Raw genomic sequence first — 12,321 nt, 5'->3', positions numbered from 1 at the left:
TGGTGCGAATCACGGCCGGATCCGGCCACGTCGGACCAGGTCCCACCCGGCTTATTTCCGAGTTTCCGGAGACGTCACGAGGGATTTCTTACGGGTATCGCCAAAGGCTTCTCAGGACTCGGGCGCGGTCGGCTGCACGTCCCTGGCGGCCGCGTAGATCGCCCGCAGCGTGACCGCCACCGAGGGCCTGCGCACGCTGGCGGTGCGGGTCACGGCGTAGACCTCGCGGGCCAGCGTGCACTCGGGGATGCGCCGGACCGCCACGCCCTGGTCGCCCGCCGCGAGCGCCAGCGCCGGCACCGCGGTGATGCCGATACCGCGGGCCACGAGGCTCAGGATCGTGTGGAGGCCTTCGAACTCCCACGGTACGGGCCGGGCGCCGCCGACGGTGTCGAGGAGCCGCTCGACGGCCTGCCGCGACGGCTCCCCCGGCGGCGCCGCCATCCAGGGCTCCTCCCGCAGCTGCTGCAGGTCGACCGGCCGGTCCGGCCGGGACATGGGGTGGGTGTCCGGGACGACCAGGACGAGGGGGTCGCGGCGCAGGTGGAAGAACTCCAGCGCGGCGGGCGACTGGTCGGGGACCTTGCCCGTCCAGTCGTCGATGAGGGCGATGTCGACCTCCCCGTTCTGCACCTGGCGGATCCCGGCGCCGGGCGCGGTCTGCCGCAGCACGAACGTGAGGCCGGGATGGTCGCCGAGGCTGTGCGCCAGCGCGGGGGCGAACGCGACGGCCGCGGTCGGGAACGCGGTGACCACGACCCGTCCCGTGGGCGCGCCGGCCTGGGCGGACAGCTCGGCCTCGGCCGTCTCCACGAGGGCGAGGATCTCCTCGGCGCGCTCGGCGAGCCGGCGCCCGGCGTCGGTCAGCTCCGCGCTGCGGGCCGTGCGGTCCAGCAGCGGCACGCGGGCCTCCCGCTCGAGGGCCGCCAGCTGCTGGGACACCGCCGAGGGCGTGTACCCGAGGGCCGCGGCGGTGGCCGCGATGCTGCCGCGGCGGGCGAATTCGGCGAGCAACCGCAAGCGGCGCAGTTCGAGCATCAGCCCATCTTACGGTCACCATCGGTGAGACTCGCTTGTAATGATGCTAAATGCGGGCAAGAGTTAGTCGAACCCGGCCGGGTCGCACAGACGGGGATTCCACGGTCACCCACCGTGGAACAGCCATGCCCTTTTGGAGCCTTCATGCCTGCCCATAACCAGTCCGCAGCCGTCCGGCCGCTGTCGTTCGAGCCGCGCCCGGTCCCTCTCTCGGCGACGCTCGCGGTCAACGAGGCCATAGCCCGCAAGCGCAGACGGGGCGAACGCGTGCTCCCCCTCGGTTTCGGGGAGGCCGGGATCCCGATACATCCCGCCCTGACCCGCGAGCTCGGCGCGGCCGCCGGCCGGGGCGGCTACGGGCCGGTCGCCGGGACCGCCGCGCTGCGCGCCGCCGCGGCCGGGTACTGGGCCCGGCACGGGCTGCCCACCGATCCGGGCGCGGTCGTCGCGGGCCCCGGCAGCAAGCCGCTGCTGTTCGCCCTGCTGACCGCGCTGGGCGGCGACGTCGTCGTGGCCGCCCCGAGCTGGGTGAGCTACGCGGCGCAGGCGTCGCTGGCGGGCCTGGACCCGATCCGCGTCGCGACCCCGCCGGGCGAGGGCGGCGTCCCGAGCCCCGCCCTGCTGGCCGACGCGGTGGTGCGGGCCCGCGCCCGGGGCCGCGACGTGCGCGCCGTCGTGGTGACGCTGCCGGACAACCCGACGGGGACCATCGCGTCCGAGGCCACCGTCCGGCGGCTGTGCGCGGTCGCGCGCGAGCAGGACCTGGTCGTCATCTCCGACGAGATCTACCGCGACCTCGTGCACGCGCCTGGTGCGGCGGTGCCGAGCCCTGCGCGGTACGCGCCCGAGCGGACCGTCGTGACGACGGCGCTGAGCAAGAGCCTGGCGGCCGGCGGCTGGCGGATCGGGGTGGCGCGGCTGCCGGACGGGCCGTTCGGCCGGGCGCTGCGCGACAGCCTGCTCGGGGTGGCCAGCGAGATCTGGTCCAGCGCCCCGGCCCCCATGCAGCACGCCGCCGCGTTCGCGTTCGCCGAGCCTCCCGAACTGGTCGAGCACGTCGACCGCAGCAGGCGCCTGCACGCCGCGGTCACCGGCGCGGTGGCCGACCGGTTCGCCGCGGCCGGAGCGCGGGTCACGCGTCCGGAAGCGGCCTTCTACGTCTACCCCGACTTCGGCCCGATGCGCGACGCGCTGGAGGCCGACCACGGCATCCGCACGGGCGCCGAGCTCACCCACCTCCTCCTGGAGCGCTACGGAGTGGGCGTCCTGCCGGGCAGCTCCTTCGGGGACGCCCCGACGGCGCTGCGCATGCGGGTCGCACCAAGCCTTCTTTACGGGGAGGACGACGAGCAGCGCCTGGCCGCCCTGGCCTCGCCCTCCCCGGCCTCCCTGCCGTGGATCGCGAGCGCTCTGGACCGGCTCAGCGAGGTGCTCGACGACCTCTCCGCGGGCGTCCCGGCGGGGGCGCCGGCTCTCGCCTGAGGGGGGACAGGGGTCCGCGGGCCGCCCGGTGACGGGACGGTCCGCGGACCCCCTGCGTGAGCCTCCGAGAGCGCACCGTCACGGGGCCGGAACCAGCCGGTCAAAGGATGTGCGTCCGGCCCGACCGGCGCGTATAAGCGTGGTGTAAGGTCCAACGACGCACGGGGCGAACGTCGCGAATCGACCAGCAACAGGCCATCAGGAGTCCTGTCAGCTCCCGCCCGTGGTAAACCCAGGACGAGCGCGAAGTCACGCGGTTATGGAAGAAGGCGAGGGGGCCCGCCATGAGGCATGCACGGGACGGGGCTGCCGCGGCGATGAGCGCCGCTTCCAGGATTCTGGTCGCGCGGGGCAAGAACGAGCCCCAGGAGATGGAGAATCCCGACGTCGCCTGGGGGCAGCGCGCCCGTGACGGGGTGTGGGTCCCGACCAGGGACGGGCAGCGCATCCACCTCGGCATCGACGTCGCGGCGGCCGACACGGTCGCCCAGGTGCTGCGCCCGAGCCTGCGGGTGTTCGTCGGCGTGGACGTCGACACCGACATCGTCGCGCAGACGACGGCGGGCGGCGTGCGGCTGCTCACGGTGATCCACGGCCCCGACGCGCCCACGGAGTTCCGGTTCGCCGTCTCCCTGGCCGACGGGCTCGCGCTGGAGTCGATGCCGTCCGGCGGCTACGACGTCGTGCACCTGCGGTACGGCGCCACGGTGGGCCGGCTCTACAACCCGTGGGCGAGCGACTCGATGTTCCGCCAGGTGAAGGCCGACTACACGCTGGAGGGCTCGGCGGTCACGATGCGCATCCAGCACACCGACGCCTACTACCCGGTCGTCGCCGACCCGCACTACGAGCGCTGACACCGGCGGGAGCCAGGTCAGGAGGGCGGCTTGTCCGCGGCCAAGGGGTCCTCGAAGTCGAGCTCCCGCCCGATCTCGCGGAGCGTCTCGCCGCCGATCCTGCCCTTGCGGTAGAGCGCCTGGAGCCTCGCGCGCTGCGCCCTGACGAGTTCGGTGCGGACGCGGCGACTGTCCGGCGGGCGCCGCTCCTCGCCGCCCTCCCGGTCCAGGAAGTACCGCACGCGTTCGAGCCGCAGTTCCAGCATCTGCCGGAACGCCTCGGCCGTCCGGTCGTCGACCTCCTGCTCCTGGACGAGCTCGTCCAGCCGGGCCAGGGCCGCCTGGAGGCCCGCCTTGCGGGCGAGCATCGACTCGGCCCGCCGCCGCTCCGGCTCGACCAGCCCGAGGCGGCGCAGCAGTACCGGGAGAAGCGGCGCCTGCCCGACCAGTGTGACCAGCACCACGAGCGCGGCGAGCAGGACCAGCAGCCCGCGCTCGGCCCCGAGTCCGATGGGCAGCGACAGCGCGATGGCCATCGAGATCGCGCCGCGCATGCCGGCGAGGCCGATGACGAGCCGCTGCCGCATGCCGATGCCGGCCTGGCTGCGCCGGCCGCCGGGCACGAGCCGGGCGAGCGGCGCGTTGCCGAGCTGCCACAGCAGCCGGGCGCCGATCGCCACGACCGACACCGCGAGCGCGACCGCCGCCACCGTCCCCCAGGTCCGGCCGCCCGGCTCGCGCACGATCTCCCGGATCTCCAGGCCGAGCAGGACGAACAGCGCCGACTCCAGCAAGAACGTGAGGATCCGCCAGAACGTCGAGCCGGCCAGCCGCGAGGCGGGCTGCAGGAACCCCTCCCCGCGGGTGCCGATGGAGAACCCCGCGACGACGGTCGCGAGCACGCCGGAGGCGCCGAGGCGGTCCGCGGGGATGAACGCCACGTAGGGCGTGATGAGGGACACGATGATCTGGCTGACGGGGTCGCTGATCCATCGCCGGATCCGGCGGACGACGATGCCGACGACCAGGCCGTAGGCCACGCCGCCGAGCACGATCTGGGCCACCCGGGCCGCGCCGTGCGCGACGGTGAAACCGGTGCCGAGCGCCTCGACCGCCAGGCCGAAGATCGTCAGCGCGGCGCCGTCGTTGATCAGGCTCTCGCCCTCCAGGATCGTGACCATCCGGGGCGGCGCGCCGAGCCGCTGCATCACCGCCGTCGCCGCCACCGGGTCGGTGGGCGACACGGCCGCGCCGAACGCCAGCGCGGCGGCCCAGCCGACGTCCGGCAGCAGGGCGTGCAGCGTCGCGGCCACCGCGACCGTCGTGACGGTGGTCAGGCCGAACGCCAGGGTGACGATGGGCACGGCGTCGGCGCGGGCCTCGCGCGGGGCGGTGAAGAACGCCGCGTGGTAGAGCAGCGGCGGGAGGAACCCGAGCAGCACCACCTCGGGCGGGACGACCACCGCGGGCAGGGCCGGCACGAACCCGGCCGCCATGCCGAGCAGGACGAGCACGATCGCGTCCGGCACGCGCAGCCGGCCGGCCAGCCCGCGGGCGAGCAGCACGACGACGGCGACGGCCAAGAAGACGATGAACAGCCGGTCCTCCTCCACGGCCATGCTCCTTGCCGGAATGCCGCCGGGTAGTCGCGGCGGCCCGCCGCGGTTGGAACGTTCCGCCTGGATACGGGCCCCGTGGACGCCAGCGCGTCCTGGCGGGGTGGGCGTCGACGTGCGCGGTCTCCGTCATATGGTGGGGGCCACGGGCCGCGTTCCGGCCCCGGCGACGCCGCCGGGCACCCGACCGCCCGGGTCCCCCGAGACTGGAGTCATCGTGATCTTCACTCATGACACCGAGCACGCGCTCGCCGTCGTCGTCGACCTCATCAACACGAGCGCGGCGGCCTCCGGCGCGGAGGAGCTCGGCGGGCTGCCCGGCCTGCGCGAGTTCGTGGACCGCAACGCGTTCAGCGACGTGGGCGAGCTCACCGCGGCCGACCTCGACCGCGTGCTGGAGCTGCGCACCCGCTTCCACTCGGTGTTCCGCGCCGGGGACGTCCCGTCCGCCGTGCAGCGGATCAACGAGATCGTCGGCGAGGTCCGCACCACCCCGCACCTGACCGACCACGACGGCTACGACTGGCACGTGCACTTCTTCGCGCCGGGCGCGCCCCTCGGCGAGCACCTGGCCGCCGACTGCGGCATGGCGCTGGCCTACGTGGTGGCGGCCGGCGAGCTCGACCGGCTCCGCACCTGCGAGGCGCCGGACTGCTCACGGGTCCTGGTCGACCTGTCCCGCAACCGCTGCCGCCGCTACTGCGACAGCCGCACCTGCGGCAACCGCATGCACGTGGCCGCCTACCGAGCCCGCCAACGCGAAGCCGCTCCGAGTTGATCTCAGCCGGCGAGGTGGGCGACCTGGGTCAGGGCGCGGCGGGCGGCGGGGACGTCGTGGACGCGGAAGACGCGGGCGCCGAGGAGGGCGGAGACCGCGAGGACGGCCATGGTGCCGACGCCGCGCTTGTCGACGGGGCGGCCGAGCGTCTCGCCGATGAAGTCCTTGTTGGACACCGCGACCAGGACCGGCCAGCCGGTGGCGCTCAGCTCGCCGAGCCGGCGGGTGATCTCCAGTGACTGGCGGGTGTTCTTGCCGAAGTCGTGGGCGGGGTCGATGAGGATCGCGTCGCGGCGCACCCCGAGGGACGCGGCGCGCTCGGCCTCGGCGGTCACGTGCCCGATGACGTCCGCCACGACGTCGTCATAGCCGATCCGGTGGGGGCGGGTGCGGGGCGCGAGCGCGCCGGCGTGGGAGCAGACGAGCCCGATGCCGTGCGCGGCGGCGACCTCGGCGAGCCGGGGGTCGGGCCCGCCCCAGGTGTCGTTCAGCAGGTCGGCGCCGGCCCGCGCCACCTCCTCGCCGACCTCGGCGCGCCAGGTGTCCACGCTGATCACGACGCGGGGGTACCGCTCGCGGACGGCCGCGACCAGGCCGACGACGCGGCGCAGCTCCTCGTCGACGCCGACCTCCTGGCCGGGGCCGGCCTTCACGCCGCCGATGTCGACGATGTCGGCGCCGGCCTCCACGGCCCGGCCGACGGCGGCGAGGGCAGCGTCGAAACCGTAGGTGGCGCCCCGGTCGAAGAACGAGTCGGGTGTGCGGTTCACCACGGCCATGATCGCGTGGGGGCCGATGTCGCGCCCGTTCAGCCGCAGCGGCGGTGCGTCCGGTGACCTCATGATGGATCTCACGGTGGCACACCGGCGGCCCGGCGGGCGAACCAGAAGGGAATTCGGTTCAAACCGTGCCCTCCCTCGTCATGGACACGGCCTGGTCGGTAACCTCATAAGTCACGCTCGTTGCGGGTTTGCACCCGTGGTGGGCCCGCGTCGGACCTATTTCAGCCATGGAGGATCCGCTGTCCAGGCGAGCACTCATCACCGGCATCACCGGACAGGACGGCTCGTATCTGGCCGAGCATCTGCTTGAGCTGGGATACGAGGTCTGGGGCCTGGTGCGGGGGCAGGCGAACCCCCATGTGTCGCGGCTGCGCAAGCACATCGGCGACGTGCAGATCACCACCGGGGACCTGCTGGATCAGGGCAGCCTGATCTCGGCGGTGGAGCGGGTGCAGCCCGACGAGGTCTACAACCTCGGCGCGATCTCCTACGTGCCGATGTCGTGGCAGCAGGCCGAGCTGACCGCCGAGGTCACCGGGATGGGTGTGCTCCGCATGCTGGAGGCGATCCGGGTGGTGTCGGGGATCAGCACCTCCCGTACGCCGGGCGGCGAGCAGATCCGCTTCTACCAGGCGTCGTCCTCGGAGATGTTCGGCATGGTCCGCGAGACGCCGCAGAACGAGAAGACCCCGTTCCACCCGCGCAGCCCGTACGGGGTGGCGAAAAGCTACGGGCACTACATCACGCAGAACTACCGCGAGTCCTACGGGATGTTCGCGGTGAGCGGGATCCTGTTCAACCACGAGTCGCCGCGCCGGGGCGCCGAGTTCGTGACGCGGAAGGTGTCGCTGGGCGCCGCCCGCATCAAGCTGGGGCTGGCCACCGAGCTGCGCCTCGGCAACCTCGACGCCCGGCGCGACTGGGGCTACGCGGGCGACTACGCCCGCGCGATGCGCATGATGCTGGCCCAGGACTCCCCCGAGGACTACGTCATCGGGACGGGCCATACCCAGTCGGTGCGGGAGCTGGTGGAGTTCGCGTTCCGCACCGCGGGCCTGAACTGGGAGGACCACGTCGTCCTGGACGCCAGGTACACGCGCCCGGCCGAGGTCGACCTGCTGTGCGCCGACCCGAAGAAGGCCCGCGAGCAGCTCGGCTGGGAGCCCGAGGTGACCTTCGAGGGGCTGGTGACCATGATGGTCGAGTCGGACCTGAGGCTGCTGTCGCGGTCGGCGCGTCCCGAGGACGAGCCGTTCAGCCCCGACCACTGGTGATGCGGTGACCGCGGGCGTGGCACGATTCAGGTATGGCCACATGTGAGCACGTGCAGTCCCTCGCGGCGGAGGACCCCTCCCCGAACACCCCGCAGGGGTGCGAGGACTGCCTCCGGGAGGGCACACGCTGGGTCCACCTCCGGCTCTGCCTGAGCTGCGGGCACGTCGGATGCTGCGACTCCTCCCCCAGGCGGCACGCCACCGCGCACTTCGAGAAGGAGGGGCACCCCATCGTCCGGTCGTTCGAGCCGGGCGAGGACTGGCGGTGGTGCTTCGTCGACGAACTGATCGTCTGATGCCCGACGTCCGGCTGGGCACCGGCCCCGGACGCTGGATCCTGCTGGCGACGGTGCTCGGGTCGAGCGTGGCGATGCTCGACGCCACCGTCGTGAACGTGGCGCTGCCGAGGCTGGCCCGCGACCTGAACGCCGACATGGCCGGCCTGCAGTGGACGGTGAACGCCTACACGCTCACGCTCGCGGGGTTCATCCTGCTCGGCGGCTCCCTCGGGGACCGGTTCGGGCGCCGCCGGGTCTTCCTCGTCGGCGTGGTGTGGTTCGCGGTCGCCTCGGTGCTGTGCGGCGCGGCGCCGGACATCGGGACGCTGATCGTGGCGCGGGCGCTGCAGGGCGTGGGCGGGGCGCTGCTCACCCCCGGGTCGCTGGCGATCATCCAGGCGTCGTTCACGGCCGACGACCGCCCGCGCGCGGTCGGCGCCTGGTCGGGCCTCGCCGGCGTCGCGGGCGCGGTCGGCCCGTTCGTGGGCGGCTGGCTGGTCGAGGCGGCGGGATGGCGGTGGGTGTTCCTGCTGAACGTGCCGCTCGCCGCGGTCGTGGTGCTGGTCGCGGTCCGGCACGTCCCGGAGAGCGTCGACCCGGAGGCCCGCGGGCGCTTCGACGTGCTCGGCGCGGCCTTGGCGGCGGGGGCCCTGGCGGGGACGACGTACGCGCTGACCGAGGCGCCGGGCGGGGGCGCGCCTCCGCCCGTGATCGCCACCGCCGCGATCGCGGGGCTGGCCGCGGCCGTCGCGTTCGTGCTGGTCGAACGGCTGCGCGGCGGGCGGCGGCTGCCGGCCGGGCGGGCGCGCCGGGAGGCGCCCCAGCCGATGCTGCCGCTGGACGTGTTCGCCTCGCGGCAGTTCTCGGCCGTCAACGTCGTCACGTTCATCATGTACGGCGGGATGGGCGTGTTGTTCTTCCTGTTCGTGCTGAACCTCCAGGTCGTCGGCGGGTTCTCGCCCATCGCGGCCGGGACGGCGCTGCTGCCGGTCACGGTGCTGATGCTGCTGCTGTCCGCGCGCGCGGGCGCCCTCGCGCAGAAGATCGGCCCGCGGCTGCCGATGACCGCGGGGCTGCTGGTGGCGGCCCTCGGGATGCTCCTGGTGGGCCGGATCGGCGCGGGCGCCTCCTACGTCCGGGACGTCCTGCCGGCCGTGGTGGTGTTCGGGCTGGGCCTCGCGGCGGTGGTCGCGCCGCTCACCGCCACCGTCCTCGCCACCGCCGACGTCCGCCACGCGGGCGTGGCCAGCGGCGTCAACAACGCCGTGGCGCGGGCCGCCGGGCTGCTCGCGGTGGCGGCGATCCCGCCGCTGACGGGGCTGACGGGCGACGCCTACACCAACCCGGTCACCTTCTCGCACGGGTTCCGCCTGGCGATGATCACGTGCGCCGCGCTCCTGGCGGCCGGAGCGGTGCTGTCCTTCCTCACGGTCGGCAGTGACGCGCTGCGGACGCCGTCCGGCGAACCGGTCGAGCCGGAATGCCCGCGCCAGTGCGGGGTCGGCGCGCCGCAGCTGCAGCCCGAGCCGGAGACCGTCCCGGCCGAGCGCGCCGGCGGGGCGGCCCCCGAGACCAGGACCTGACCGCCGCACCGGTCCGCTGATTCCCGGTCCGGATCCGGCTATGTCCAGGACCGGAGCGGTTCGTTGGCATACGGTCGGTGCATGAATCTGCGGCAGCTGCGCTATGTCGTGGCGACCGCCGACCACGGCACGATGACGTCGGCGGCCCAAGCCCTCTACGTGGCCCAGCCCGCGCTGTCGCGGGCCGTCCGCGAGCTGGAGCGCGAGCTCGGCCTGGAGCTGTTCGCGCGGTCCGGCCGGGGCGTCGTCCTCACCCCCGCCGGCGAGCAGGTCGTCCGGCAGGCCAGGGTCGCGCTGGGCGCCGTCGACGCGATCGAGGGGCTGGCGGTCAACCGGGCCGACGGGCGCGGCGCGGAGCTGCGGATCGCGGTCACCGCGTCGCTGGAGCCGGAGCTGACCGGGGGCCTCATCCCGCGCTTCGCCCGGAACCAGCCGGCCGTGCGGGTCCGGGTGGTCCGCTGCGCGGACCGCGACCAGATCGCGGCGGCGCTGCGGACGGGCCGCGCCGACCTGGCGCTGACCGACCTGCCCGTCCCCGGCGACATGACCGCGCACCCGTTCGAGCAGCGCGAGGTGGTGCTGATCTCCCCGCCCGCGCTGAAGGTCCGCGAACCGGTGCCGCCGGCCGCGCTGGACGGCATGCGGCTCGTGCTGCCCGCCCGCGGCGGAGCCCGCCGGGCCGAGATCGACACGATGCTGCGGCGGATCGGCGCGCGGCCGGTCGCCGCGGTGGAGTCGGACGAGCGCGGCGCCTGGCTCGGCTGGGTCCGCGCCGGACGGGGCTCCTTACTCTGGTACCGGAACCAGATCGACGACACCGAAGGGGTGACGGTCCGGTCGTTCATGCCGCCGCTCACCCGCATGATCGGGCTCGTGCACGCGCACCGCCGGCTGCCTCCCGCCGCCCGCGACTTCCTCGCCTTCGCCAAGGAGGCGCCCCGCGACCACCCCGCCCGCTGACCGCTCCCCCGAGCGCTCCCCCCGCCCCTCCGGCCGGAGCCCGCCGCCCGGCGCCGGACCGGCCCGGACATGCCATGATTCGGCGGGTGGATACGACGCACGCGCTCTGGCTGCTGGCCGTACCGGTCAGCGCCCTGATGGTGGCCGCGGGGGCCCGGCGGATCGGGCTCTCGGCACCGCTGGTCCTGGTGATCGCCGGACTCGGCCTCTCCTTCGTCCCGGGCGTTCCGGAGTTCGAACTCGACCCGGAGTTCGTCCTGTTCGTGTTCCTGCCGCCGCTGCTGTTCTCGGCGGCCTGGAACAGCTCGTTCACGAACATGCGCGAGAACGTCTGGTCCATCGGCCTGCTGTCGGTCGGCCTCGTGCTGTTCACCACGTTCGCCGTGGGGTACGCGGCGTCGCTGCTCGTCCCCGACCTGCCGCTGGCGGCGGCGTTCGTGCTCGGCGCGATCGTGGCGCCGCCGGACGCGGTCGCGGCGGTGAGCATCGCGCAGCGCCTCGGCCTGCCCCGGCGGACGGTGACCGTCCTGGTGGGCGAGAGCCTGTTCAACGACGCGACGGCGCTGACCGCGTTCCGGGTGGCGCTGATCGCGGCGACGGGCGCCGGGTTCACGCTCGCGGAGGGCGTCGGGCGCTTCCTGTTCGCCGCCGTCGTGGGCGCGGCGGTCGGGCTGCTGCTCGGTCCGCCGCTGCACTGGCTGCGGACCCGGCTGAACGACCCGCTGGTGGAGAACGGCGTCGCGCTGGTGGCGCCGTTCGCCGGCTACCTCCTCGCCGAGAGCGTGCACGCCTCCGGGGTGATCGCCGTGGTGGTCAGCGGGCTGTACCTCGGCAACCGGGAGACCCAGTCCGCGGCGGTGACCAGGCTGATCGGGCACTCGTTCTGGAAGGTCATGGTCTTCGTCCTGGAGTCGGTGGTCTTCCTGCTGATCGGCCTCCAGCTCCCGCCGGTCGTCAACGCGCTGTCCGGGCGGAGCTGGCAGCAGCTGGCCTGGTGGGCGATCGCGGTGTTCGCCGTCACGGTCGCGGCCCGGTTCGCGTGGGTGTTCCCCGCCTCGCAGCTCCCGCGGCTGCTGTCGCGGCGGGAGCGGGAGCTGCCGAACCTGGGCTGGCGCGGCCTGGTCGTGATCTCGTGGGCGGGGATGCGGGGGGTGGTCTCGCTCGCCGCCGCGTTCGCCGTCCCGTTCCTGATCTCGGGCGGCAGGCCGTTCCCCGGACGCGATCTGATCCTCTTCCTGACGTTCACGACCGTCCTCGGGACGCTGCTGGTGCAGGGGCTGACGTTCCCGGCGCTGATCCGCGCGCTCCGGATCGGCGGGGACCGGGAGCGCTACGCCGACACCGTCGCCCTCGCGGGCGCCCAGCACGCGGCCGCGCAGGCCGCCCTGGAGCGCCTGGAGGAGCTGGACGCCGAGGAGCGGCTCGACCCGTCGGTGGTGGAGCGGCTCCGCCGGCTCGCCGAGCACCGGCAGCTGCGCGCCTGGGAGCGGCTCGGGGGCGGGACGGGGCCGGAGGGCGAGGAGGTGCCGACGGCCACGTACCGGCGGCTGCGGCGCGAGATGCTGATGGCCGAGCGCCGGGTCTTCGTCCGGATGCGGGACGAGCGCCGCATCGACGACGAGGTGCTGGCCAGCGTCATGTGGGAGCTGGACCTGGAGGAGGTCGCGCTCAGCCGCGACTAGCGGGAGCGGGAC

The 12,321-nt window shown here is 74.1% G+C and carries 11 protein-coding genes; 8 read left to right on the top strand and 3 right to left on the bottom strand.

Going from position 1 to position 12,321, the window contains the following annotated elements; all coding sequences use genetic code 11:
* Nucleotides 1-111: 111 nt before the first annotated feature.
* The gene (locus AB0C21_RS29440) at nt 112-1,038 is read right to left on the bottom strand and encodes a LysR family transcriptional regulator (RefSeq protein ID WP_500208560.1); all 927 of its coding nucleotides are present in this window, start codon (nt 1,036-1,038) and stop codon (nt 112-114) included.
* A gap of 144 nt (nt 1,039-1,182) precedes the next feature.
* Between AB0C21_RS29440 and AB0C21_RS29435 the strand changes: the two genes are divergently transcribed.
* Nucleotides 1,183-2,520 (top strand): pyridoxal phosphate-dependent aminotransferase, encoded by a 1,338-nt coding sequence (locus AB0C21_RS29435; RefSeq protein ID WP_500208559.1) that lies wholly within the window; start codon nt 1,183-1,185, stop codon nt 2,518-2,520.
* A 284-nt stretch (nt 2,521-2,804) separates the two neighbouring features.
* Nucleotides 2,805-3,377, top strand: a complete 573-nt coding sequence (locus AB0C21_RS29430; protein ID WP_149258769.1) for a hypothetical protein — start codon at nt 2,805-2,807, stop codon at nt 3,375-3,377.
* 17 nt (nt 3,378-3,394) lie between these two features.
* Here the strand turns inward: AB0C21_RS29430 and AB0C21_RS29425 are convergent, their stop codons facing one another.
* A complete protein-coding gene (locus tag AB0C21_RS29425) occupies nt 3,395-4,975 on the bottom strand; it encodes a Na+/H+ antiporter (protein WP_500208558.1) in 1,581 nt (526 codons plus the stop codon).
* A 214-nt stretch (nt 4,976-5,189) separates the two neighbouring features.
* Here AB0C21_RS29425 and AB0C21_RS29420 point away from each other — a divergent pair, with 214 nt between their 5' ends.
* Complete coding sequence (locus AB0C21_RS29420) at nt 5,190-5,750, top strand: CGNR zinc finger domain-containing protein (RefSeq protein ID WP_149258770.1); 561 nt, start codon at nt 5,190-5,192, stop codon at nt 5,748-5,750.
* A 2-nt stretch (nt 5,751-5,752) separates the two neighbouring features.
* Here AB0C21_RS29420 and folP read toward each other — a convergent pair whose 3' ends face one another.
* The gene (folP, locus tag AB0C21_RS29415) at nt 5,753-6,592 is read right to left on the bottom strand and encodes a dihydropteroate synthase (RefSeq protein WP_500208557.1); all 840 of its coding nucleotides are present in this window, start codon (nt 6,590-6,592) and stop codon (nt 5,753-5,755) included.
* A 179-nt stretch (nt 6,593-6,771) separates the two neighbouring features.
* On the opposite strand from folP, the gene AB0C21_RS29410 reads away from it, so the two are divergent.
* The 5 genes from AB0C21_RS29410 to AB0C21_RS29390 all read left to right on the top strand — a co-directional run bounded on the left by AB0C21_RS29410 (nt 6,772) and on the right by AB0C21_RS29390 (nt 12,309).
* Complete coding sequence (locus AB0C21_RS29410) at nt 6,772-7,806, top strand: GDP-mannose 4,6-dehydratase (protein ID WP_500208764.1); 1,035 nt, start codon at nt 6,772-6,774, stop codon at nt 7,804-7,806.
* A gap of 32 nt (nt 7,807-7,838) precedes the next feature.
* A complete protein-coding gene (locus tag AB0C21_RS29405; protein ID WP_149258772.1) occupies nt 7,839-8,102 on the top strand; it encodes a ubiquitin carboxyl-terminal hydrolase 14 in 264 nt (87 codons plus the stop codon).
* Nucleotides 8,102-9,667, top strand: coding sequence for an MFS transporter (locus AB0C21_RS29400; RefSeq protein WP_500208555.1), 1,566 nt, complete (start codon nt 8,102-8,104; stop codon nt 9,665-9,667). The genes AB0C21_RS29405 and AB0C21_RS29400 overlap by 1 nt, the downstream gene beginning before the upstream one ends.
* A gap of 81 nt (nt 9,668-9,748) precedes the next feature.
* On the top strand, nt 9,749-10,627 hold the full coding sequence (locus tag AB0C21_RS29395) for a LysR family transcriptional regulator (protein ID WP_149258774.1): 879 nt from the start codon (nt 9,749-9,751) through the stop codon (nt 10,625-10,627).
* An 86-nt stretch (nt 10,628-10,713) separates the two neighbouring features.
* Entirely contained in the window at nt 10,714-12,309 is a 1,596-nt protein-coding gene (locus AB0C21_RS29390; protein WP_500208553.1) for a Na+/H+ antiporter, read from the top strand.
* Nucleotides 12,310-12,321 lie beyond the last annotated feature (12 nt).

Origin of the sequence: Spirillospora sp. NPDC049024 (genome assembly GCF_040649235.1) — a bacterium.
Taxonomy (GTDB): Bacteria; Actinomycetota; Actinomycetes; order Streptosporangiales; family Streptosporangiaceae; genus Spirillospora.
This window is presented reverse-complemented; position numbering and strand designations above follow the sequence as displayed.

Coding starts and splice junctions, on each gene's coding strand:
- AB0C21_RS29435 (WP_500208559.1), top strand. CDS start 1,183: ATGCCTGCCCATAACCAGTCCGCAGCCGTCCGGCCGCTGTCGTTCGAG.
- AB0C21_RS29405 (WP_149258772.1), top strand. CDS start 7,839: ATGGCCACATGTGAGCACGTGCAGTCCCTCGCGGCGGAGGACCCCTCC.
- AB0C21_RS29440 (WP_500208560.1), bottom strand. CDS start 1,038: ATGCTCGAACTGCGCCGCTTGCGGTTGCTCGCCGAATTCGCCCGCCGC.
- AB0C21_RS29425 (WP_500208558.1), bottom strand. CDS start 4,975: ATGGCCGTGGAGGAGGACCGGCTGTTCATCGTCTTCTTGGCCGTCGCC.
- folP (WP_500208557.1), bottom strand. CDS start 6,592: ATGAGGTCACCGGACGCACCGCCGCTGCGGCTGAACGGGCGCGACATC.
- AB0C21_RS29400 (WP_500208555.1), top strand. CDS start 8,102: ATGCCCGACGTCCGGCTGGGCACCGGCCCCGGACGCTGGATCCTGCTG.
- AB0C21_RS29430 (WP_149258769.1), top strand. CDS start 2,805: ATGAGGCATGCACGGGACGGGGCTGCCGCGGCGATGAGCGCCGCTTCC.
- AB0C21_RS29395 (WP_149258774.1), top strand. CDS start 9,749: ATGAATCTGCGGCAGCTGCGCTATGTCGTGGCGACCGCCGACCACGGC.